Raw genomic sequence first — 22780 nt, forward strand, 5'->3', positions numbered from 1 at the left:
TTCGCTTTCCTACAAAGTGTCACGCGAGGCAAGAGCTTTGCTTGTTCTTGACCTGTTCAAAAAGGGGAACTCGCATGGCTCGCTCGCTCGCAACCCGCGAACTCACGCCGGAAGGCCCGCGCAGATCTTCGCAGATCGCGCCAAACACGCGGACCGTCACTGTAAATCTTGCCGAATCGCCCCTGTCATGGCTGCACGCGCGGGGCCATTTGACGCCGCGGCAGTTCGAGGCCGGTGACCGGCTGCGCGCCGATTACGAACGCGCGCAGCTTGCACCTTCGATCACGATGCGCTGGGACGCCGTGCGCATTCCGGGCAGCGGTGATCGCGGCCTTAGCATGTCGGAGCGCCAGATGGCTGCACGCGAAAGGTTCGATGCAGCGATTGCCCACGCGGGGAAGGGGCTGTCCGATATCCTCTGGCGCGTGGCATGCGCAGGCGAGGGACTCCCGGCCGCAGAAAAAGCGCTCGACTGGCCTGCACGCAGCGGGAAACTGGTCCTCAGGATTGCGCTTGACCGGATCGCCGAGTTCTACCGGATCGGGTAAACCTGATACACCGCGCCCCTGCGAAGGCGGGGCGCCTCGGGCCTCAATGCGCCATCAGCCCTCGGCCATTTCGGCGAGTTCCAGCCAGCGTTCCTCCGCTGCGTCCTTTTCGGCGCGGACCTTGGCGAGGGCTTCCATCAGCGCATCGAACTTCTTGGGGTCTTTGGCGTAAAGATCCGGGTCGGCAAGTTGCGTTTCGCCGCGCACGATGGTGGCATCGAGTTCCTCGATGCGCTTGGGCAAGAGTTCGTAGTCGCGTTGGTCCTTGTAGGTAAGCTTGGCCTTCTTCGCTGGCAGCTGGGGCGGAGGGGCCGCCTCCTGCTTGGGCGCGGCCTTGCTCGGGCCGGGAGACTTGCGGCTCTTGCGCATCTTTTCCCAGTCAGCATAGCCGCCCGCGACAATGTCGACCCGGCCCGACCCGTCCATACCGAGCGTGATCGTGACCGTTCGGTCAAGGAAATCGCGGTCATGGCTAACGATCAGCACCGTGCCGTCGTAGTCCGAAATCACTTCCTGCAGCAGGTCGAGCGTTTCTAGATCAAGGTCATTGGTCGGCTCGTCGAGCACCAGCAGGTTGGAGAAGCGGGCAAATTCCCGCGCCAGCAGCAGCCGTGAGCGTTCGCCGCCCGAAAGCGTGCCGATGCGCGCTTCGACAAGGCCCGGATCGAACAGGAAGTCCTTGAGGTAGCCGTGGATATGCTTGCGCACCCCGCGCACGTCGATCCAGTCGCTGCCATCGGCGAGCACGTCGCGCACGCGCTTTTCAGGTGCCATGAGGCTGCGCTGCTGGTCGATGAACACGCCTTGCAACGTCTTTGCCAGCGTGATCGTGCCGCTGTCGGGTTCCAGCTCACCGGTCAGCAGTTTGAGCAGGGTGGTCTTGCCTGCGCCGTTCGACCCGACCACGCCAATGCGGTCCTTGCGCGTGATGCGCAGGGTGAAGTCCTTGACGATGGGCCGTTCGCCAAACGACTTGTTGACATGGTCGGCGACGATCACCGCCTTGCTCTTGGCATCGTCGCTGGAGAGCGCCAATTTGGCGGTGCCTTGCGGGGTGAGCATGGCGGCACGTTGGGCGCGCATTTCATAGAGCTTTTCGAGCCGCCCCATGTTGCGCTTGCGCCGCGCGGTGACGCCGCGTTCCAGCCAGTGCGCCTCGATCTTGAGCTTGGCATCCAGCTTGTCAGCGGCGCGGGCTTCTTCGGCGTAGACCGTTTCCATCCAAGCCTCGTAGCCGCCGAAGCCGATGTCCTTGCGGCGAAGCGAACCACGGTCGAGCCACAGCGTCGCCTTGGTCAGGCGGTCGAGGAATGTGCGGTCGTGGCTGATAACCACGAACGCGCCCTTGTAGCGCATCAGCCAGTCTTCCAGCCAGTCGATCGCGGCGAGGTCGAGGTGATTGGTCGGCTCGTCGAGCAGCAGCAGGTCAGGCTCGCTTGCCAGAGCGCGGGCCAGCGCCGCACGGCGACGTTCGCCGCCGCTGGCGCTGTCGGCCTTGCGCGACAGATCGATGCCGAGCTGTCCGGCGATGGATTCGACTTCGTGGAGGGGCGGCGCGTCCTTGCCCGAGAGCGCGAAGTCCAGCAGCGTGTCAAAGCCGGTAAAGAACGGGTCCTGTTCCAGCGTGATGATGCGCGTGCCCGGTTGGATCGAGCGCGTACCCTTGTCGGCCTCGACCTGTCCGCCGATCAGTTTGAGCAGGGTGGTCTTGCCCGCGCCATTGCGGCCGATCAGGGCCAGCCGGTCACGCGGGCCGATATTGATGTCGAGATCGCTGAAAAGCCAGCCATTGCCCTGGACAAGGCCAAGGCCTTCCCAGCTGAGGATCGGTGCTGCTGCCATAGGCCCCGCGCTTAGCGGGGGTGTCGCTTATGTGCAACGCCGCAGCCTGAACGATAATGTGCCTTCGCATTCACCGCTTGTTCAATGCCTTGCGGCTAGGCATGCCGACATCATGCGATTTGCCCTTTCCTTTGTTATCGCCGCCACTCTGGCCAGTCTGGCTCCCGTTGCTGTCAATGCGCAGCAACGCCCGGACGAGCAGAACGAAGTGCGCCGCGATCTGCGCTCGGGTGCGGTGCGGTCGCTCCGCGATATTGAGCGGCGTGTGCTGCCGACCAAGCCGGGCATGCAATATCTTGGGCCGGAATATGATCCCTCTGCCATGGTTTACCGGCTCAAGTTCATCCGCGATGGCCGCGTGATGTTCGTCGATGTCGATGCCAAGACCGGACAGGTGCTCGGCGAGTCACGCTAAGGTGGCTTCCGGTTAACCGCAGCTTTCGCGGCAGTTCCTTGACCGTTCATGTTTGCAGCCCCATCTACATGAACAAGTTTCGGCGCGACTGTCGCGTCCAGCAGGGGACAGATTTCCATGCGCATCCTGATCGTCGAGGATGAACCGACTCTCGGCAAGCAGCTGAAGACCACGCTCGAACACACGGGCTACGCAGTCGACCTTTCGACTGACGGCGAAGACGGCCATTTCATGGGCTCGACCGAGGAATACGACGCGGTTGTGCTCGATCTTGGCCTGCCCGAGATCGACGGACTGACCGTGCTGGGCATGTGGCGCAAGGAAGGCCGCAAGTTCCCGGTGCTGGTGCTGACCGCGCGCGATTCCTGGTCGGACAAGGTGGCCGGGCTTGATGCGGGCGCGGATGATTACCTCGCAAAGCCGTTCCAGACCGAGGAACTGATCGCCCGCCTGCGTGCGCTGATTCGCCGCGCTTCGGGCAATTCGTCGTCCGAGCTGACAGCAGGTGGCGTGCGGCTGGATACGCGTTCGGGCCGGGTCACGCTCGATGGCGAGCCGGTGAAGTTGACTGCGCAGGAGTACAAGCTCCTGTCGTACCTGCTTCACCACAAGGGCAAGGTCGTAAGCCGCACCGAACTGATCGAACACATCTACGATCAGGATTTCGACCGCGATTCGAACACGATCGAAGTGTTCGTCACCCGCATCCGCAAGAAGCTGGGGCCGGATGTGATCACCACGATCCGCGGGCTTGGCTACAGTCTCGACGATCCGGCTGGCCCCGGCCGAGGCTAAATCGTGGCCGAGAGCAGGCCAGAACGCGAAGCTCCGTCACAACGGGCGGTAAACGTTCCGGCACCGCATACCGGGTCGTTGACGCGGCGCATGCTGGTGATCGCGGCGGGCTGGGTAACGGTCCTGCTGCTCGGCGGCGGTCTGGCACTCGACCAGACACTGACCGGCCTTGTCACGCGCAATTTCGATGAGCAGCTGGGTTACATGCTGACGGCGATGGTCGCCTCGGCGGAGATCGGGCCGGATGGAGAGGTGTTCTTCAATCGCCCACTCGGCGACCAGCGCTTTCTCGAACCCAACAGCGGCCTCTATTGGCAGATTTCGGGTCAGGGACACGAGGATTTTCCTTCGCGGTCGCTGTGGGACCGGTCGCTGCGCACCAATCCTGACCAGAACAACATCGATCCCCGGATCGAGGACAGCGACCAGTTTGAAGGTGAGCCGCTGCGGATCATCAAGCGGTCCGTGATTCTGCCCGGCACCAATACGCTGTGGGAGTTTCAGGTTGCGGCAGGGCGGGGCGAACTGAATTCGCAGATCCGCAGAATTCGCGCGATCCTGATCTGGTCCTTCCTCGTTCTGGGATTTGGTCTGTTCGTGATGGCCGGATTGCAGACCTACTACGGCCTTGGACCTCTACGCCGCGTGCGCAAGGCGATTGCGCGAATGCGCGAGGGCGGAGCCAGCCGGGTGACCGATCCACTTCCGCTCGAAGTCCAGCCGATGGTGCAGGAGTTGAACGCCTTGCTCGAACATTCCGAGCGGCAGGCAGAAGAAGCGCGCACTCATGCGGGCAATCTGGCGCACGCGCTCAAGACTCCGCTGACCGTGGTGATGAATGCAGCAACGGCCAAGGCCCCGGACCTTTCGGACACGGTCATCCGTGAAGCGGCAGTCATGCGGCGGCAGGTGGATCACCATCTGGCCCGTGCTCGCGCAGTCGGTCGCCGTGCAGTTGGCTTGTCACGTGCGAATGTCTGGGAGAGCGCCGAGGCGGTCGAGCGGGCGGTAACGCGGCTTTATCCGCAAGTGCGGCTGGACATGGACGGCAACCGCGCGGCGGAAGTCTCTATCGAGCGGCAGGATCTCGACGAAATCCTTGGAAACCTGATTGAAAACGCGGCGAAATATGGCGGCGGATCGGTGTTCATAACCATAGACGCCGCGCCTGCTGATCAGAAGTTCTGCGAAATCTGGGTCGAGGACGATGGTATGGGCATCCCCGAAGAGGCACGCGAGCGCATCTTCGATCGCGGCGCGCGGCTGGATACCGGCAAGCCCGGGACAGGCCTTGGATTGGCTATCGTGCGCGATGTTGCGGAAATCTATGGCGGCGCTGTCGATCTGCGCGAGAGCGAAGACCTTGGCGGGTTGCTCTCGGTGCTCACGCTGCCGAGGCCGCCGGGCGCGAAGTAGCCTTACTCAGGCGCGCGGGTGGGCGTTGCGGTAGACGTCGAGCAAAGTTGCGGCATCGACCTTGGTGTAGATCTGGGTCGAGGACAGGCTGGCGTGGCCCAGCAGCTCCTGCAGGCTGCGCAAGTCCGCGCCAGCACCGAGCAGGTGCGTGGCGAAAGAGTGGCGCAGGGCGTGGGGCGTGGCCGTGGCCGGCAGGCCGAGCACGACGCGCGCGCGGGCGACCGCCCGCTGAACCATGCCTTGCGCCAGCGCGCCGCCCTTGGCGCCCCGGAATAGCGGCTGGTCTTTTGGCATCGGCCAAGGACACTGGCGAATGTAATCATCCACGCCTGCGCGGACGATCGGCAGGAGCGGGACGACGCGCTGGCGTCCGCCCTTGCCGGTGATGACCAGCGTTTCGCCCAGTGGGAGAACCGAGGCGGGCAGGGCCAGCGCTTCGGCGATGCGCAGGCCCGCGCCATAGAGCAGCAGCAGCACGGCACGGTCGCGCGCGGCGATCCATGGTTCAGAAGCGTCGTCGGCCACGGTTTCTGCAAGGTTCACCGCTTCGTCTGGCGTGATCGGGCGGGGCAGGCCTTTCTTGACGCGGGGTCCGCGCAGTCGCGGGCGAGCCGAGTCGCGATCGCCCGACTGTTCGCGCGCGAAGGCGATGAAGGTCTTGAGCGCGGAGAGTTCGCGCGCCGCCGAGACATTGCCGATGCCGTCCGCGCGGCGCTCGGCCAGATGGCCTCGCAATGTTGCGGCATCCAGGCGGGCGATTGAGCGCCAGTCCTGCCCATCTGGTAGGGCGTGGAGCAGCCGCGCTGCGGTGGCGGCATATGCGCGGACGGTGTGGGGAGAGCGGCGGCGCGTGAGCGCGAGGTGATCGTTCCAGATTTCAAGGATGTCCGCGACGGTCATGCGCCGACGAGCGTGTCAGGAACCAGTTCGGCGAGCAAGGCCTCCAGCAGCGGGGCGCCCTGTTCGGTCACCGCGAGACGGTCGCCCGTGTCGGTCAAGTGACCAATGCTGGTGTAGAAGCGGCGCTTGGCGGGATCGATCAGGTCGGTCGCGGCAAAGCCGAAACGAGCCGCCAGTTGCGCGGGCTGAATGCCTTCGGTGAGACGCAGGCCCATCAGCACCGATTCCATCGCCTGGTCTGCGGGCAGAAGTGCGCGTTCCTCGGCGATGCCGTTATTCTGCTCCGCCAAGGCGCGCAGGTAGTTCTCGGGCTTGCGGTGGCGAACGGTCGCCATGCCCAGCCGCCGCCCATGCGCGCCGGGGCCGATCCCGGCATAGTCCTGATAGCGCCAATAGGTGAGGTTATGGCGGCTTTCCTCGCCGACGCGTGCGTGGTTGCTCGTCTCGTAGGCGGGGAGGCCAGCGGCAGAGGTCATCTCGCGGGTGAGCGCGAACAGGTCTGCGCAGGCGTCATCATCCAGTGGCGTAAACTTGCCTTCGCGCACCAGCGTGGCGAAGCGGGTGCCGGGTTCGATGGTCAGTTGGTAGACCGAGAGGTGGCCGGTGCCGAAAGCTAAAGCGCGCTTCAGTTCGGCTTGCCACTGGTCCGGCGTCTGTCCCGGGCGGGCGTAGATCAGGTCGAAACTGACGCGGGCAAACAGACTTTGCGCAAGTTCCAGAGCGGCAAGGCTTTCGCTGACGTCATGCAACCGGCCAAGGAATTTCAACGTGGTGTCGTCGAGAGCCTGCAGCCCGAGCGACACGCGGTTGATGCCAGCGGAGGTGAGCGCGGCGAAATTCGCGGCCTCGACTGAACTGGGATTGGCCTCAAGCGTGATCTCGATGCCGGTTTCGAAACCCCACAGGTTTTCGGCCTCGCGTAGCAGCGTCTCTACCAGTGCGGGCGGCATCAAAGATGGCGTGCCGCCTCCGAAGAAGATCGACGAGAGCGGGCGGCCTGAGGTCAGCGCCGCTTCATGGCGCATGTCGGCCAGCAGTGCTGCTTCCCACGCGGCAATGTCGGTCCGCTCGCGCACATGGCTGTTGAAGTCGCAATAGGGGCACTTTGCGAGGCAGAACGGCCAATGGATGTAGAGGGCAAGCGCCATGGGGTTGGCCTTAGGCCGAAAACTGCTCCGCGACCAGCTTGGCAAAGGCATCGGCGCGATGGCTGATGGCGTGCTTCTCCGCCGGGTCGAGTTCGGCGAACGTGCGGGTGTCACCTGCCGGCACGAAAACCGGATCGTAGCCGAAGCCGAGCTTGCCGCGCGGGGGCCAGGTCAGGGTGCCGGGCGCGCGGCCTTCGTAGACCGCATAGTCACCATCCGGCCAGGCGATGGCGAGGACACATGCGAAATGGCCGCCGCGCGAGGCATCGGGTCCGAGTTCGGCGAGTTTGCCCTCGACTTTGCCCATCGCCATGTACCAGTCACGGCGCGGACCGCCTTCGAACACGGCGGCTTCGGCCCAGTCGGCAGTGTAGACGCCGGGCGCGCCTCCCAGCGCATCGACACAGAGGCCGGAGTCATCGGCCAGTGATGGAAGCTGCGAGGCCTGCGCCGCCGCGCGCGCCTTGATCAGCGCGTTTTCGACAAAAGTGGTGCCCGTCTCGGCTGGTTCGGGCAGGCCCAACGCGCCCGCTGACAGGCATTCCATGCCATAGGGGGCGAGCAGAGCCTGTATTTCCTTGAGCTTGCCCGCGTTGTGTGTGGCGATGACAAGCTTTCCGGGGCCAAGTTTGCCAGAACCGAGACGGGCAGGCATCAGCGAACCGCCTTTTCCTGCGCGGCGAAGATCTGCTCGCAGCCGATGCGCGAGAGGCGCAGAAGGCGCAGCAGCGCTTCCTCGTCATAGGTCGCGCCTTCGGCGGTGGCCTGCACTTCGGCGATGTGGCCACCTTCGATCAGCACGAAGTTGGCATCGGCATCAGCCGAGGAGTCTTCGATGTAATCGAGATCGAGCACCGGCGTGCCGTTGTGGATACCGCAGGAGATCGCGGCAACCTTGCGGGTCAGCGGGTCTTCCTTGATCGCACCGCTGGCCAGCAGCCCCTGCACGGCAAGGCGCAGGGCGATCCACGCGCCCGAGATCGAGGCGGTACGGGTGCCGCCGTCAGCCTGGATCACGTCGCAATCGAGCGTAATCTGGCGCTCTCCGAGCTTTTTCATGTCGGTGACGGCGCGCAGTGAACGCCCGATCAGGCGCTGGATTTCCTGCGTACGGCCTGACTGCTTGCCCTTGGCCGCTTCACGGCTGCCACGGGTGTGCGTGGCGCGCGGAAGCATCGAGTATTCCGCCGTCACCCAGCCTTCGCCCTTGCCGCGCATGAACGGCGGCACACGCTCTTCGATCGAGGCGGTGACGAGCACCTTGGTGTCGCCAAAGCCGATCAGGACGGAGCCTTCGGCGTGTTTGGTGAAGCCGGTTTCAACGGTGATGGCGCGCATTTCATCGGGCGCGCGTCCTGACGGTCGCATGGTTTTTCCCTCGCAAGTTTGCATGGCCTCTGGCGCATTGGCCTTGAGCCTGCAAGAGCGGTGAATAGATTACACATGATGAATGGCCCGACGCTCTCCGACCTGACCGACCGCGCCCGCGAGATTTTCCGTCTCGTGGTGGAGGGCTATATCGCCAGCGGTAACCCGGTGGGATCGAAAGCCCTCGCCGGAAGCGGGGCAGTGAACCTGTCGCCCGCCTCGATCCGTTCGGTGCTGCAGGAACTGCAGGACGCCGGCCTTCTGGCCGCGCCGCACACCAGCGCGGGCCGGATGCCAACCGACGTGGGCCTGCGCATGTTCGTTGACGGGATCATGCAGGTGGCCGAACCTTCGGTGGCCGAGCGCGCACAGATCGAACGAGGCCTGGTGAGCGGCAATACGATTGAAATGGCGATTGCAGCTGCGAGTTCCGCATTGTCGGAATTGTCGGCCGGTGCCGCCGTGGTGATGGTGCCGCGCCGCGAGCCGCGCCTTTCACAGATTTCGTTCGTGCCATTGTCGCCAGTGCGGGCGCTGGCCGTGCTGGTGGGAGAGGACGGCGGGATCGAGAACCGCGTGATCGACTTGCCCGAGCCGGTCGGCGCATCGGCGCTGGAGCAGGCGGGCAACTATCTTACCAGCCGCCTGTCCGGGCGGACACTGGCCGATGCCGTCGCAGTGGTGCGGGCGGAGATCGCGGGCGGCCGTTCGGCTCTGGATACGGCGAGCGCCGATCTGGTGCAGCGCGGGCTGGCGGTGTGGAGCCTCGATGCGGCTGCGCGTCCGGTGCTTGTGGTGCGTGGGCAGGCCAATCTGCTGGACGATGCGGCGCTCCACGACATCGAGCGTGTGCGCCAGTTGCTCGACGAACTTGAAAGCGCCGAATCTATTGCTGGCGTGCTCGATGCCGCGCGCGAGGCGCAGGCGACGCGCATATTCATCGGCAGCGAGAACCGGCTGTTCTCGCTTTCCGGCTCGTCCGTGATTGCCTCGCCATGGCGCGATGGCGACGGGCGGGTTGTCGGCGTAGTGGGGGTGATCGGGCCGACTCGGTTGAATTATGCCCGCGTCGTCCCCATGGTGGATTTCACGGCCCAGACGCTGGGCAAATTTATCGGACAAGACGGGTTTTCAAGAAAATGAGCGATAACGACACACGCCCAACTGACGCAGAAATCGAAGCGGAACTGAAGGGCGTGCCCGAAGACATGATCGACCAGACATCGGCTTCCGAAGAACTCACGCGCCTGCGCGAAGACCTCGAAACGGCAAAGCAGGACGTACTTTATGCCAAGGCCGAGACGCAGAACGTGCGTCGCCGAATGGAAAAGGACATAGCCGACGCGCGCGCCTATGCCGCGACCGGTTTTGCCCGCGACATTCTTTCGGTGGCCGACAACCTTGCCCGCGCGCTTGAAACGATCCCCGCAGACTTGCGCGAGGACGACAAGTTCAAGAACCTCGTGGCCGGGCTCGACGCCACGGGCCGCGAGATCGAGAAGGTCTTCGCCAGCCACGGCATCGTGCGCATTGCCGCTATGGGCCTCCCGCTCGACCCGCACCAGCATCAGGCGATGATCGAAATGCCCTCGGCCGATGCCGAGCCGGGCACGGTCATTTCGGAACTGCAGGCAGGCTACATGATCAAGGACCGCCTGCTGCGGCCTGCGATGGTCGCGGTGGCAAAGAAGCCGGACTGACAGGCGCTCGCCGAACGGTTCACCGCAAGCTGCGGAACCCGCAGAGCATCGGCGCGTCCTCTCCGTAACCAACGGAGACAGACCATGCGCAAATTGATGATTGCTTCGCTTATCGTGGGGTCGGCGGTCAGCCTTGGCGGCTGCGCGCGTAATTATACTGGCGAAGGCGCGGCGCTGGGCGCGGCAGTCGGGGCTGGTGTTGGCGCTGCCACGGGCGGTGATATTGCAACCGGCGCGGCGATCGGCGGCGCGGTGGGCGCGGCAGGTGGTTCGCAGATCCGCAAGGATGGCGACCGTTGTTATAGCCGTGACCGCAATGGCAACGAATACGAAGTGCGTTGCTGATCAGCAGCCCTCCAAGGTCTTGGCGAGGTGCAAGACCTTGGCCGCCAAGGCCTGAAGGCGCGGCGCGTGTATGGTGCGTTTATAGCTGGAAAAGCTGCACTGTAGATTGGGATTGGCGAAAGTGGCCACCGCGCTTTCGCCAATCAATTCGATGATGATGGGTGCATGTACGATATCGTTTCGCAAGCACAGCAACCCGGTAAGGTCGTCCAGAGTTTGGTCGATCTTTTTTTTCCGATCTTCGGTAATCGCTGCGTTGGGCTTCGCCTTCCTGACAGCATCAATTTTTGCGCTGATCATGTTCACCTTGACTGGCGCGTTCAGTTTCTGAACCAGAACGTCAACCGTTAATTCTGCCCGAGCGAAGGCGTCGACTGTCTTGCTCCGCCACAGATGCAGAGCGGTTTCGGAAGCGTTTGTGGCCATTCATGAAAAATGGCGGGTAGTCCTCAAGTATTCGTAAACGGAACAAGCGTTTCTAGCCTTTCCAGAGACGGTGCACCCGGCGCAGACATTCCTCGCCGCGCCATGAACCAGTGGCGCACGATCTCGGCCTGTTGTTCAATTCCGTAGCGGTTGAACGGCTGGCCTTCGTGATACGTGTAGGCATAGCGGCAGAACGGATGGCGCATGAGCGGCAGCCACCAGCGACCGCGCGTCTGGCTTTGCCACACGTGAACCATCTCGTGAATGAACAGGCCCTGCTGTCCCGGTGAGGCGCAGGAGAAGTCATCGGCGTAGTGTGGGCTGCAGGGCGCGAAGTGGAGGTGCCCCATTGGCGCCATCACTGTCCCGGTCGGCTGGAACGGGAACCAGCGACGGCGGCGGATGCGAACGCTGTCCGGATCGATTGCTTGGCCGAACGTTTCGAGCACCAGCGCGCGCTCACCCGGCGTCAGACAGCGCTCCCCGCCAGGCGGACAGGGAGCGGCCTGAACAATCACATCTTGCTCATATTGTGGTCCATGCCCGACATGCCGCCGACTGTTTCGATCCGCGCAGGCACGCTGGCCTTGTCGCCATTGTCTAGGGTGATGGTCACTTCGGTCGTCCCGCCCACTTTCAACGTGTCGGCGATATCAAACAGCATGACGTGCATACCGCCGGGTTTGAATTCGACGGTCTTGCCGGGTTCGATGCCGACGTCCTTCACCGGCTTCATCGACGAGACGCCGTTCGCGGTCACGGTCTCGTGCATTTCTGCGCGTTCGGCGCCTTCAACATAGACGCCCGCAATCCGGCGCGGCGCGCCGCTGCCCTGTGAAACCGTGAAATAGGCGGCGCCCGGCGATCCGGCCATGACCGGCAGGCGCACGACTGCATCGGTCAGCGTGATGCCCGGCGCGCTTTCGGGCGTCGCGTCGGCGGTTTCGCTTGTCGCGGCAGCCGGTTCGCTCTCATTTTGCCCGCATCCGGCGAGGCCCAGTGCCAGTGCGGAAAGCCCCGCCAGCATCAACTTCCGCATTGTCAGCGACTCCTCATGCAAATTCGCTGCACGAGGTAAGCGCGCGGGGGCCTTGTGCCAAGCGGAACCACACCTATATCGCCGTCAATCGAGCCGCATTCGGCAGTCTGCCCGGCAGGGGGACTTCCCTCACCTTTGCGGTGTCTTGAATGGAAGGAACTGGGGAACTCATGGCTAAAGTTATCGGTATCGACCTTGGCACGACCAACAGCTGCGTTGCTGTGATGGACGGGGGTACGCCCAAGGTTATTGAAAACTCGGAAGGTGCGCGCACCACGCCGTCGATCGTCGCTTTCACCAAGGATGGTGAACGTCTGATCGGCCAGCCGGCCAAGCGCCAGGCTGTCACCAACCCGGACAACACGATTTTCGCGGTCAAGCGCCTGATCGGCCGCCGCTATGACGATCCGATCACCCACAAGGATACGGAACTCGTCCCGTACACGATCACCAAGGGCAAGAACGGTGACGCCTGGGTCAAGGCTGGCGGGCAGGACTATAGCCCTTCGCAGATCAGCGCGTTCACGCTGCAGAAGATGAAGGAAACCGCCGAGGCTTATCTTGGCGAGACCGTCACGCAAGCTGTGATCACGGTTCCGGCCTACTTCAACGACGCGCAGCGCCAGGCAACCAAGGACGCCGGGCAGATTGCCGGTCTTGAAGTGCTGCGCATCATCAACGAACCGACTGCTGCGGCGCTGGCTTACGGCCTCGACAAGCAGGACGGCAAGACGATCGCGGTCTATGACCTTGGCGGCGGCACTTTTGATATCTCCGTGCTGGAAATCGGTGACGGCGTGTTTGAAGTGAAGTCGACCAACGGTGACACGTTCCTCGGCGGTGAAGACTTCGACACGGTTGTTGTCGAATATCTGGCTGACCGGTTCAAGGCCAAGGAAAACATGGACCTGCGCGGCGACAAGCTCGCTCTGCAGCGCCTGAAGGAAGCGGCTGAAAAGGCCAAGATCGAACTGTCTTCGGCCCAGACGACCGAGATCAACCTGCCATTCATCACGGCCCGCATGGAAGGTGGCTCGACCACTCCGCTCCATCTGGTCGAGACGATCACGCGTTCGGATCTCGAAAAGCTGGTGGCAGGCCTGATCCAGCGCACGCTCGATCCTTGCAAGAAGGCGCTGGCCGATGCCGGCCTGACCGCCAAGGACATCGACGAAGTCGTGCTCGTTGGCGGCATGACCCGCATGCCCAAGGTACGCGACGTGGTGAAGGACTTCTTCGGCAAGGAACCGCACACCGGTGTGAACCCTGACGAAGTCGTGGCCATGGGCGCTGCCATTCAGGCAGGCGTGCTGCAGGGCGACGTCAAGGACGTGCTGCTGCTCGACGTGACCCCGCTGTCGCTGGGCATCGAGACGCTCGGCGGCATCATGACCCGCATGATCGATCGCAACACCACGATCCCGACGAAGAAGAGCCAGGTCTATTCGACTGCTGAGGACAATCAGCAGGCGGTGACGATCCGGGTGTTCCAGGGCGAGCGCGAGATGGCGCAGGACAACAAGATGCTTGGTCAGTTCGATCTGGTCGGCATTCCACCTGCCCGTCGCGGCGTGCCGCAGATCGAAGTCACGTTCGACATCGACGCCAACGGCATCGTCAACGTTTCGGCCAAGGACAAGGGTACGGGCAAGGAACAGCAGATCCGCATTCAGGCCTCGGGCGGCCTTTCGGACGCAGACATCGACCAGATGGTCCGCGACGCCGAGAAGTTTGCCGATGAGGACAAGAAGCGCCGTGCTGACGCCGAAGCGAAGAACAACGCCGAAAGCCTGATCCACGCAACCGAACGCCAGCTTGAAGAGAACGGCGACAAGATCGACGCCGCGCTCAAGAGCGAGATCGAAGCGGCGATTGCCGAGGCCAAGACGGCTGTCGAAGGTGGCAACGCCGACGACATGACCGCCAAGACCCAGGCGCTCACCGAAAAGGCCATGAAGATGGGGCAGGCGATCTATGAGAAGGAGCAGGCATCTGCTGCTTCTCCGGGCGCTGAAGCACCGAAGGCCGACGATGACGTGGTCGACGCCGAGTTTTCGGAAGTCGACGACACCAAGTGATGTTGCGATGAACCAGACCCGCCGCTCGCGCCAAGGCGCTGGCGGCGGGTCGTTATTTGTCAGGGAAACGCAATGTCGACCGAGATCGACTACTACGAATTGCTCGAAGTCGAGCGCACGGCGGATGACAAGGTCCTCAAGTCGGCCTTTCGCAAACTCGCCATGAAGCACCACCCGGACAAGAATCCGGGCTGCACCGAATCCGAAGCGCGGTTCAAGCAGATCAACGAGGCGTACGCGTGTCTCTCCGATCCGCAGAAGCGCGCGGCCTATGACCGCTTCGGCCACGCTGCGTTCCAGCAGGGCGGGCCCGGCGGCGGTGGCGGCTTTGGCGGCGGCGGCGACTTTGGCGACATCGGGGACATCTTCGAGACGATCTTTGGTGGCGCATTTGGCGGCGGCGGCCGCCAGCAGGCGCGGCGCGGCGCGGACTTGCGCTATGACATGGAAGTCACGCTCGAAGACGCATTTCACGGCAAGGAAGCCGAGATTGCGGTCGAAGTTTCGCAGACTTGCGATCCATGCGGCGGTTCGGGCGCGACACCGGGCACTTCGGCGCGGCGTTGCAATCTGTGCAAGGGCCACGGGAAAGTCCGCGCGCAGCAGGGCTTCTTCATGGTCGAACGGCCATGCCCGACCTGCCACGGTCGCGGCGAAGTGATCGAATCCCCCTGCAAGCATTGCCGCGGTGAAGGCCGGGTCGATGCCGAGCAGCGCCTGCAGGTGAACATCCCCGCCGGCGTTGATACCGGCACGCGGATTCGACTGGCCGGAAAGGGCGAGGCGAGTCCATTCGGTGCGCCTGCCGGTGATCTGTACATCTTCCTGCACATTCAGCGCCATTCGGTGTTCGAGCGTGAGGGCACGACGCTCATCACGCGCTGTCCGATCAGCTTCACCACGGCGGCACTCGGCGGCGAGATCGAGATTCCGGGTCTTGATGGCCGGGTTCATGCCATCGAGATTCCTGCGGGTATCCAGTCGGGGAAGCAACTGCGCAAGCGCGGCGCGGGCATGCCCGTGCTGCAAGGGCGCGGCATTGGCGATCTGGTCGTCGAGATCCACGTCGAGACGCCTAGCAAGCTCTCGGCGCGGCAGAAGGAAATCCTGCGCGAATTTCAGGCAACCGAAACCGGCGAGGAATGCCCACAGTCGAAGGGTTTTTTCGAACGCATCAAGGACGCCTGGACTGATCTGACGGAGTAGGCCTCACTCCGGCATTGCAGCGAGAACCTCGGCCCTGATCTCTGCGATCAGGCCGGGTTCCGCAACCAGTCGCCCGTCTTCCTCTTCCAGCACTGCGAGGAAGGCGTCGCGCTTGAACGCGCGGATGACTGCGCCTCCGAGTGGGACTTCCACGGTTGATGCAATCAGATCGATCATCCGCTCCGCGCCGTGGAGTCGCCCCCACAGGTAATCGTTCTCGCGATAGGCGCGGCTGAAGAACGCGCCGAAATTGAAGAACTCGACCCCGCGCAGGCAGGCGAAAGTGCCGCCCTTGCGGATCGATGTCGCGTCGTCGGGGGAGATGCGGTCGACCTTGACTGGGTCATATTCGTTCATGCCTTCGCCCTGAAGCAGCGGCAAGGTGGCGATGTCGTAGAACGGGAAGCCGAGATAGGCGTGGAGGAAGCGGCGGCGCAGCGGCTTTTCCATCGTGTCTAGCGCCGACGCCAGCATCGAATCCACTTGCAGGTCGAGGCCTACAAGATCGCGCCTTGTGGCAATCGCAGAGAGAACCGCACCCGGATCGACCGTGGCGAGGGCCGCAGTTTCCGCAAAGCCGGGTCCCAGACCCTCGGCAGTTTCGCGCCCCTGATAAAGTGCCTGCGCGCGATAGACCGCATCGCGTGCTGCCTCGCGCGCCATTGGGCCGATATCGTCGCCCGCTTCCCATTCGTGCGTGAGACGCCGCGCCAGCAGCTTGAGCCGGCGGATGCGGTAAGCGAGGTCATGGGTGCGGAAAAAGACGATGGCCTGTTCGGTTGCGCCGCCACGAAGCGCGGAAAGGCGGTCCAGCCCGTTGTTGGCGAGATGATTCCACAACGCTGCTTCCACTTTGGCGGCGGGGCCCGCCTGCGGGGCCGCGCCGTGAATCAGTTCGGCCAGTTCCGAGACAATCCCGGCGAGCTTTGTCTGGGCATAGCCGTGAAAGGCAAAGCCCGATTGTTCTGCTGCCGCCTGCTGCGCCTTGTTGCGCCATCCGGTGAGGCGGCGCGCATTGGGGCGATCAAAAAACAGCGTGTGGCCGAACAGGGCCTCGACCGTCTCCTCGATTTCCGGGCGAAGTGCCTCGACGATGGTGCGCAGCCGCGCACGCTGGCGCGACTGGCGTTCGAGCGCTTCGAGATTGTCGCGGATGGGCTGTTCGCGGGGGATCGATGAAAGCGAACCGAAAATGGCGGAGAAGAACCCGACGGTACGCCCGCCCTTGGGTGCGATCCGCATGTGATCGGGGCTAGGGTCAATATAGACGAAGCGCCGGTCGACCTCGCGTCTCGCCGGACGGTCGCGCAAGACGCTGATCGCCTGGGCGAAGGGCCGGTTGACCAGAACCGCACCATCGACCAGCGCCACGCTGCCGATGTCGCCGCGCTTCCAGTGGCTTGGCATGATTCGCTGGAGAAACCGGTCGCGCCCCGGCCAGAGCGTGCCGCGCTCTTGCACGAGGGAGTCGATCTCCTCGACATTCAAGGGCGGGAAGGCGCCGGGAAAACTGGCGGTAGAACGGGCGGCGAGCACCAGTTCGGGCGAGGGGGCAAGGTCGCGCGGTCCATGGCGCGCGGCATTTTGCCGAAAAGCGATGGACAGGCGGTGTTCGCTTTCGAACACGGTGGGCGGGCTGTTGAGCCGCAGTTCCTCAAGGTGGCCGTTGAAGTCGGTGGCGGTCACCAGCAGGTCGATCGGGTGGCCTTCGGGCAGCAATGGATCACCTTCGGGCGAGGCGGCCATGGCGTCCAAGGCGTCGGCGATCATCCGCGAGAAACCGATGCCGCTGAAAGGCGGGGCAAACCAGCGTGCGCGGATCAGGCGCGATACCTTGCGTCGCACCTCCGATCGTGTGCCCGGCGCCACCGTGCTGCTGACGACGTTGCCGGGTCGCTTGAGCACGAACCAAACGAGGGGCTGCGCCCAGAACTTGGCAAACCGGCTCCACGGCTTGGCATCAGGATCGAGCAGCGCGTCAATGTCGGCGCGTTCGAGCCACATGGCGGTGAGAGGTTCGAGGCTTTGCCCTGTGGCGATGGCTTGCGCGAGGAACACGCCGTTGATGCCGCCCGCGCTCGCACCTGAGATGATGTCGGGCAGGAGTCGCAAGCGCAGGTCGCGTGTGAGTGCTATTTCCTCAAATAGACGGAGATAGACCGCTTCAACCCCGCCGACGCCTTCAACTTGCGGGCAATGGAACGCGCGGCTGGCACGGGTTGCATGCCACAGTTCCTTCGTCACGCCGTGCATGTACACCGCGAGGCTGATGCCGCCATAGCAGACGAGCGCCGTGCGCAATTCTTTCTGCCGCATGGGCGCAGCATGGCACGGTGCGACTTGCGCCGCCAGTGCAATTGGATCGGGGATGGTGGCGGAGCGATGGACCCCGCTTTCGATGCCAGGTTGCGGTGCAGTATGCGATGGCAAAGGTGGAAATTGGCAGTAAATCCGTCCAGTTTGCTGTAAGCACAGCCGACATTACATTTTGCTTCGGCAGATTAAGCATCTGAAATTACGTGAATTGATGCGCCTGTGTCACGTCATGGGCGGTGTCAGGGTAACCGACGCTTTACACTTTGTGCCTAAGACTTTTCCTCGAAGGACTGTTCCGGTCCAACGGGGTGACAAGCGCCAGGCCGATGATTCGTCTGTTCAAACATTATATCCCGCACTCGGTGCTGCTGCTGGGTCTGCTGGATTTTATCCTGCTGCTCGGCGCGGGCGAGGTGGGCTGGCAATTGCGCGCGCACCAGATCGGCATCGATCCCGGCCTGATCCCCATGCGAATGACGCCGCTGCTTCTCTTCGCTGGACTGGTCCAGACAGCGATGATCGCGGTTGGCGTTTACGGGTCCGATGCCTTGCGTTCGATGCGCTATGCCACGGCGCGTCTGTTGGTGGCGATCAGTCTCGGCATCATCGCGCTATCGGTCGTCTATTTCCTGATGCCGGGCAGGACACTGTGGCGCTCGAACCTGCTCTACGCGATGTTCCTGTCGATGGGGGCGCTGGTGCTGATTCGGCTACTGCTGGGCGGCCTGCTCGGCACCGCGGCATTCCGTCGCCGCGTGCTGGTGCTGGGCGCAGGCGCGCGTGCTGAACGGTTGCGCAAGCTGGGCGAGAAACCCGAAGCCGGGTTTGCCATCGTCGGCTATATCGGCATGAGCAGTGCTGCCCCTGTGGTAGTCGAGGCCATTCACCGCGATGCCATCAGCAACCTCACGCGCTACGTCGAGAACCTCGGTGTCAGCGAAGTTGTTCTGGCACTGGAAGAGCGCCGCAATGCCCTGCCGCTGAAGGACCTGCTGCGGATCAAGACGACCGGCGTCCACGTCAACGAGTTTTCGACGTTCGTCGAACGCGAGACGGGGCGCGTCGATCTCGATACGGTCAATCCAAGCTGGCTGATCTTCTCTGACGGGTTCTCGTCGGGCCGGGCGATATCCAGTGCGGCCAAGCGCATTTTCGACATTACCGCGAGCCTCATCCTGCTCACGCTGACCCTGCCGGTGATCGTGCTTTTTGCTATCCTGGTGAAGGTAGACAGCAAGGGCCCGGCATTTTTCCGCCAGACACGGGTCGGCCTCTATGGCCAGCCGTTCAACCTCATCAAGCTGCGCTCGATGGGCGTCGATGCGGAAGCGGGCGGCGCACAGTTTGCGCAGCAGAACGACCCTCGCGTGACGCGCGTCGGTAGAATCATCCGCAAGCTGCGCATCGATGAACTGCCGCAGACCTGGACCGTGCTGAAGGGGGAGATGAGTTTTGTCGGCCCGCGCCCGGAGCGCCCGGAGTTTGTTGCCGATCTTGAAGACAAGCTGCCCTATTATGCCGAACGCCATATGGTGAAGCCGGGAATTACCGGCTGGGCACAGATCAACTATCCCTATGGTGCGTCGATCGAGGATTCGCGGCACAAGCTCGAATACGATCTCTACTATGCCAAGAACTACACGCCGTTCCTCGATCTCCTGATCCTCCTCCAGACCTTGCGCGTCGTGCTGTGGCACGAAGGCGCGCGCTGAGGAGGGCGGCGTGCTCAGTCCTCTGACCTGGCCAGGCTTCGGGCAGTGGATGTTCCTCGCATCCACGTTTGCCTTCATGCTGCTGGTCGGCTGGCGCTGGGATCGCAGGCGCCGTGACGGCAGCACGGCGGGGCGCGCCGAGATCACCGCTTTCGCGCTGACGGCGGCATGGTCGCTGATCGTTGCAGCAACAGGCCACGCCACGCTGATCGGCCAGTTCTTCGAGACGTTTCGCAGTCTGGGCTGGCTGGGGCTGACATTCATCCTGTTTTCGCGCGACGGGCGTCATATCACCGTTGCGCCGATCCGCCCGGTCATGGCTGCGGTGGTCTTCGTCGAATTGCTGCAGCCGCTGCTGCTCATGCTGCAGTTCCGCTACGGCTCTTACCCCGCCGCACAGGCGATGATCTTCCAGATCTCGGTCATGTTCCGGTTGCTGGTGGCGACAGGCGCGCTGGTGCTGGTGCACAACCTCTATGCAGGCGCAATGCCGCAGCAGCGGAACGCCTTGCGCTGGACATGCTGCGCTCTCGCCCTGATCTGGGGCTACGACCTCAACCTTTACACGATTGCCTACCTGGCGCGCGCTTTGCCCGTTGAACTCGCGGCCTTGCGCGGTCTTGCGCAACTGGGTGTCGCCGGACTGCTGGTTATCGGAGCGGTCCGCGGCCGCTCGGCGCTGCGCTTCTCGCCATCGCGCGCGGTAGCGTTCCAGTCGCTCTCGCTGCTGGTGATCGGCGGCTACATGATCCTGATGGTCGGGGCGGCCCAATCGCTCGCATGGCTTGGCGGCAATTCCAGCCAGTTGGCCCAGCTCGGCTTCATCTTCGTCAGCGGCGTGCTGATCGTGGCTATCCTGCCTTCGGGGCGCGTGCGCGGCTGGCTCAAAGTCATGCTCGCCAAACACTTCTTCCAGCACCGCTATGACTATCGCGCCGAATGGCTGCGCTTCACGCGCACAATCGGCCGCGCGGGCGGTCACGCGCCGCCGCTCCATGAGCGCATCGTCCAGGCTGTCGCGGACATAACCGACAGTCCGGCGGGGCTACTACTGGTGCCCGCGGAAAGCGGCGAACTTGTCCTTGCTTCACGGTGGCAGTGGCCGACCGCCGATGTGCCTGCTGCGGCAGTTCCTGCAAACAGCGTGTCATTCTTTGAAAAGCGTGGCTTCATCGTCGATCTCGATGAGGTCCGCGCCGGGATCGATCATCAAGGTGAACAGGCTTCCGTTCCGGCCTGGCTGACTGACGAGCATTCGGCATGGGCGCTCGTTCCCTTGCTGCATTTCGACCGCCTGGTCGGACTGGTCGTGTTGAGCAGGCCGCTGGTGGCGCGGAAGCTTGACTGGGAAGACTTCGATCTGCTGCGCGTCGTCGGCATGCAGCTTGCCAGTTATCTTGCCGAACATGCAGGCCAGTCAGCCTTGCTCGAAGCCAGCCGTTTCGACGAATTCAACCGCCGCATCGCCTTCGTCATGCACGATATCAAGAATCTGGCGAGCCAGCTCAGCCTGCTTTCTCGCAATGCCGAGAAGCATGCAGAAAACCCCGCGTTCCGGGCTGACATGCTGATCACACTGCGCAATTCGGCAGAGAAGCTCAACGCTCTGATCGCGCGCCTTTCGCGCTATGGCGCGAATGGCAGCGAGCGGATTGACGATGTGGACGCCAGCGAAGTCGTGCGTGCAATTGCTGCGCGCTACAACCTGCCGGGTATGCCGCAGGTCCATGTGACGCAGGACAGTCCTTGCCGGGTGCTCGCCAACCGTGAGGCGCTGGAGCAGGTCGTGCTGCATCTGGTGCAAAACGCCATCGACGCCAGCCCCGAAGGCATGGCCGTGTTCCTTCAGGCCAATCCGGATGGGCTTTATGGTTGTATCGAGGTGATCGACACCGGCTGCGGGATGAGCGCCGAGTTCATCCGCAACCGCCTGTTCAAGCCGTTCGTATCGACCAAGCAGGGCGGTTTCGGCATTGGAGCTTATGAAGCGCGTGAACTGGTCAAGGCGATGCGCGGGCGCATTGAAGTCGAGAGCCGCGAGGGTCTCGGCACACGCTTCACCGTGCGTCTGCCGCTGACCGCCGCCCAGCCATTGATCGATTCCATAGACGGGGCCGTACGCGCTCCGGACAAAAGGGTAGCATGATGAGTGAAGCCAAGCCCGGACAGCGGCCATCGCTGCTGATCGTCGAGGACGATCCCGGCCTGCAGGCGCAGTTGAAGTGGGCCTATGAGGACTTCGACGTATTCATCGCTGGCGATCGCAGCAGCGCGTTGACCTTGTTGCGCTCGGAGGAACCCGCCGTGGTCACGCTTGACCTTGGCCTTCCGCCAGACCCGGATGGGACGACTGAGGGCTTTGCCATTCTCGACGAGATCATGGCGCTGCGTCCGCAGACCAAGGTCATTGTCGCATCCGGCCATGGCGCACGGGAAAGTGCGTTGATGGCCATCGAGAAGGGCGCCTACGACTTCTACCAGAAGCCTGTCGACATCGACGCGCTGGGGCTGATCGTGCGCCGTGCTTTGCACCTGTCGCGGATCGAGACCGAGAACCGCAGCCTCGCTACACGGGCAACTTCGGACAACAAGGTGCTGGGCCGGATGATCACCGCCGCGCCCGAGATGATCAAGGTTGCCCGTACGATCGAGCGCGTGGCCAATACCAATGTCTCGGTCATGCTGCTTGGCGCAAGCGGCACCGGCAAGGAACTGCTGGCGCGCGGGCTGCATGATGCCTCGATCCGTTCCAGCGGCTCGTTTATCGCCATCAACTGCGCGGCCATCCCTGAGAACCTGCTCGAAAGCGAGCTGTTCGGGCATGAGAAGGGCGCATTCACCGGCGCGGTCAAGACCACCGAGGGCAAGATCGAGCAGGCCAGCGGCGGCACCCTGTTCCTCGACGAAGTGGGTGACATTCCGCTGCAGTTGCAGGTCAAACTGTTGCGCTTCCTGCAGGAGCGCACGATCGAGCGCATCGGCGGGCGGCGTTCGATTCAGGTCGATACGCGCATCGTCTGTGCCACGCACCAGAACCTTGAAGCGATGATCGCCGACGGGCGCTTCCGCGAAGACCTCTATTACCGCCTCGCCGAGATCGTCGTTCGCATTCCGAGTCTGGCTGAACGGCCCGGCGATGCGACGCTTCTCGCCAAGACCTTCCTGATGCGCTTTGCCAAGGAGATGAACCCGCAAGTTAAGGGCTTTGCTCCCGATGCTCTGGCGGCAATCGATGGCTGGGCCTGGCCTGGCAACGTGCGCGAGCTGGAAAACCGGGTCAAGCGCGCGGTGATCATGGCCGATGGCAAGCTGGTGACCGCGAGCGATCTCGACCTGCCCGGCGGATCGGACGATCAAGCCTCGCCGCTCAATCTCAAGTCTGCGCGCGAAGCGACCGACCGCAAGGTCATCCGCCATGCCCTTGCGCGCAGCGAGGGCAATATTTCCAGCACGGCACGTCTGCTCGGCATCAGCAGGCCCACGCTCTATGACCTGCTCAAGCAATACGATCTCCAGAACTAGGCGC

The 22780-nt window shown here is 63.3% G+C and carries 21 protein-coding genes; 12 read left to right on the forward strand and 9 right to left on the reverse strand.

The window, feature by feature from the left end:
- Positions 1–74 precede the first annotated feature (74 nt).
- A complete protein-coding gene (locus RM192_RS08075) occupies positions 75–548 on the forward strand; it encodes a DUF6456 domain-containing protein (RefSeq protein ID WP_311507027.1) in 474 nt (157 codons plus the stop codon).
- 54 nt (positions 549–602) lie between these two features.
- On the opposite strand, the gene RM192_RS08080 is transcribed toward RM192_RS08075, so the two are convergent.
- Positions 603–2390: an ATP-binding cassette domain-containing protein gene (locus RM192_RS08080; protein WP_311507028.1), complete on the reverse strand. Its 1788-nt coding sequence runs from the start codon at positions 2388–2390 to the stop codon at positions 603–605.
- Between the two features lie 112 nt (positions 2391–2502).
- Here RM192_RS08080 and RM192_RS08085 point away from each other — a divergent pair, with 112 nt between their 5' ends.
- From RM192_RS08085 to RM192_RS08095, 3 genes are all read left to right on the forward strand, one after another.
- Positions 2503–2805 (forward strand): PepSY domain-containing protein, encoded by a 303-nt coding sequence (locus tag RM192_RS08085; protein ID WP_311507029.1) that lies wholly within the window; start codon positions 2503–2505, stop codon positions 2803–2805.
- Between the two features lie 117 nt (positions 2806–2922).
- Positions 2923–3600, forward strand: a complete 678-nt coding sequence (locus RM192_RS08090) for a response regulator transcription factor (protein WP_311507030.1) — start codon at positions 2923–2925, stop codon at positions 3598–3600.
- Positions 3601–3690: 90 nt separating this feature from the next.
- The gene (locus RM192_RS08095; protein ID WP_311508594.1) at positions 3691–5016 is read left to right on the forward strand and encodes a HAMP domain-containing sensor histidine kinase; all 1326 of its coding nucleotides are present in this window, start codon (positions 3691–3693) and stop codon (positions 5014–5016) included.
- A 6-nt stretch (positions 5017–5022) separates the two neighbouring features.
- Here RM192_RS08095 and RM192_RS08100 read toward each other — a convergent pair whose 3' ends face one another.
- Genes RM192_RS08100 through rph form a run of 4 tightly spaced genes read right to left on the reverse strand, consistent with a single transcriptional unit; the run spans position 5023 to position 8432 of the window.
- Positions 5023–5916, reverse strand: a complete 894-nt coding sequence (locus RM192_RS08100; protein WP_311507031.1) for a tyrosine recombinase XerC — start codon at positions 5914–5916, stop codon at positions 5023–5025.
- Positions 5913–7064, reverse strand: a complete 1152-nt coding sequence (gene hemW / locus RM192_RS08105; protein ID WP_311507032.1) for a radical SAM family heme chaperone HemW — start codon at positions 7062–7064, stop codon at positions 5913–5915. The genes RM192_RS08100 and hemW overlap by 4 nt, the downstream gene beginning before the upstream one ends.
- Before the next feature lie 10 nt (positions 7065–7074).
- On the reverse strand, positions 7075–7719 hold the full coding sequence (gene rdgB, locus RM192_RS08110; protein ID WP_311507033.1) for an RdgB/HAM1 family non-canonical purine NTP pyrophosphatase: 645 nt from the start codon (positions 7717–7719) through the stop codon (positions 7075–7077).
- Positions 7719–8432 (reverse strand): ribonuclease PH, encoded by a 714-nt coding sequence (gene rph, locus RM192_RS08115; protein ID WP_311507034.1) that lies wholly within the window; start codon positions 8430–8432, stop codon positions 7719–7721. Before rph ends, rdgB begins: the two co-directional genes overlap by 1 nt.
- A 78-nt stretch (positions 8433–8510) precedes the next feature.
- Between rph and hrcA the strand changes: the two genes are divergently transcribed.
- The 3 genes from hrcA (at position 8511) to RM192_RS08130 (ending at position 10477) form a co-directional block, all read left to right on the forward strand.
- Complete coding sequence (gene hrcA, locus RM192_RS08120) at positions 8511–9575, forward strand: heat-inducible transcriptional repressor HrcA (protein ID WP_311507035.1); 1065 nt, start codon at positions 8511–8513, stop codon at positions 9573–9575.
- The gene (locus tag RM192_RS08125; RefSeq protein WP_311507036.1) at positions 9572–10132 is read left to right on the forward strand and encodes a nucleotide exchange factor GrpE; all 561 of its coding nucleotides are present in this window, start codon (positions 9572–9574) and stop codon (positions 10130–10132) included. The genes hrcA and RM192_RS08125 overlap by 4 nt, the downstream gene beginning before the upstream one ends.
- Before the next feature lie 84 nt (positions 10133–10216).
- On the forward strand, positions 10217–10477 hold the full coding sequence (locus RM192_RS08130) for a YMGG-like glycine zipper-containing protein (RefSeq protein ID WP_311507037.1): 261 nt from the start codon (positions 10217–10219) through the stop codon (positions 10475–10477).
- On the opposite strand, the gene RM192_RS08135 is transcribed toward RM192_RS08130, so the two are convergent.
- Genes RM192_RS08135 through RM192_RS08145 form a run of 3 tightly spaced genes read right to left on the reverse strand, consistent with a single transcriptional unit; the run spans position 10478 to position 11942 of the window.
- Positions 10478–10903 carry a hypothetical protein gene (locus tag RM192_RS08135; RefSeq protein WP_311507038.1) on the reverse strand — a complete coding sequence of 142 codons (426 nt, stop codon included), beginning with the start codon at positions 10901–10903 and terminating at the stop codon, positions 10478–10480. It abuts the gene before it with no gap.
- A 23-nt stretch (positions 10904–10926) separates the two neighbouring features.
- Positions 10927–11421: a vgr related protein gene (locus RM192_RS08140; RefSeq protein ID WP_311507039.1), complete on the reverse strand. Its 495-nt coding sequence runs from the start codon at positions 11419–11421 to the stop codon at positions 10927–10929.
- Positions 11418–11942 carry a copper chaperone PCu(A)C gene (locus tag RM192_RS08145; protein ID WP_311507040.1) on the reverse strand — a complete coding sequence of 175 codons (525 nt, stop codon included), beginning with the start codon at positions 11940–11942 and terminating at the stop codon, positions 11418–11420. Before RM192_RS08145 ends, RM192_RS08140 begins: the two co-directional genes overlap by 4 nt.
- A 170-nt stretch (positions 11943–12112) precedes the next feature.
- Between RM192_RS08145 and dnaK the strand changes: the two genes are divergently transcribed.
- Both dnaK and dnaJ read left to right on the forward strand, forming a co-directional pair.
- The gene (gene dnaK, locus RM192_RS08150; RefSeq protein ID WP_311507041.1) at positions 12113–14020 is read left to right on the forward strand and encodes a molecular chaperone DnaK; all 1908 of its coding nucleotides are present in this window, start codon (positions 12113–12115) and stop codon (positions 14018–14020) included.
- 72 nt (positions 14021–14092) lie between these two features.
- Complete coding sequence (dnaJ, locus tag RM192_RS08155; RefSeq protein WP_311507042.1) at positions 14093–15226, forward strand: molecular chaperone DnaJ; 1134 nt, start codon at positions 14093–14095, stop codon at positions 15224–15226.
- A gap of 3 nt (positions 15227–15229) precedes the next feature.
- Here the strand turns inward: dnaJ and RM192_RS08160 are convergent, their stop codons facing one another.
- Positions 15230–17542: a patatin-like protein gene (locus RM192_RS08160; RefSeq protein WP_311507043.1), complete on the reverse strand. Its 2313-nt coding sequence runs from the start codon at positions 17540–17542 to the stop codon at positions 15230–15232.
- A gap of 326 nt (positions 17543–17868) precedes the next feature.
- On the opposite strand from RM192_RS08160, the gene RM192_RS08165 reads away from it, so the two are divergent.
- From RM192_RS08165 to prsR, 3 genes are read left to right on the forward strand one after another with little or no spacing between them, the layout of a single operon-like run.
- Positions 17869–19254, forward strand: coding sequence for a TIGR03013 family XrtA/PEP-CTERM system glycosyltransferase (locus RM192_RS08165; protein WP_311507044.1), 1386 nt, complete (start codon positions 17869–17871; stop codon positions 19252–19254).
- 49 nt (positions 19255–19303) lie between these two features.
- A complete protein-coding gene (prsK, locus tag RM192_RS08170; protein WP_409233824.1) occupies positions 19304–21400 on the forward strand; it encodes an XrtA/PEP-CTERM system histidine kinase PrsK in 2097 nt (698 codons plus the stop codon).
- The gene (gene prsR / locus RM192_RS08175) at positions 21400–22776 is read left to right on the forward strand and encodes a PEP-CTERM-box response regulator transcription factor (protein ID WP_311507046.1); all 1377 of its coding nucleotides are present in this window, start codon (positions 21400–21402) and stop codon (positions 22774–22776) included. Before prsK ends, prsR begins: the two co-directional genes overlap by 1 nt.
- Positions 22777–22780 lie beyond the last annotated feature (4 nt).

The organism is Novosphingobium sp. MMS21-SN21R, assembly GCF_031846015.1.
Classification (GTDB): Bacteria; Pseudomonadota; Alphaproteobacteria; order Sphingomonadales; family Sphingomonadaceae; genus Novosphingobium.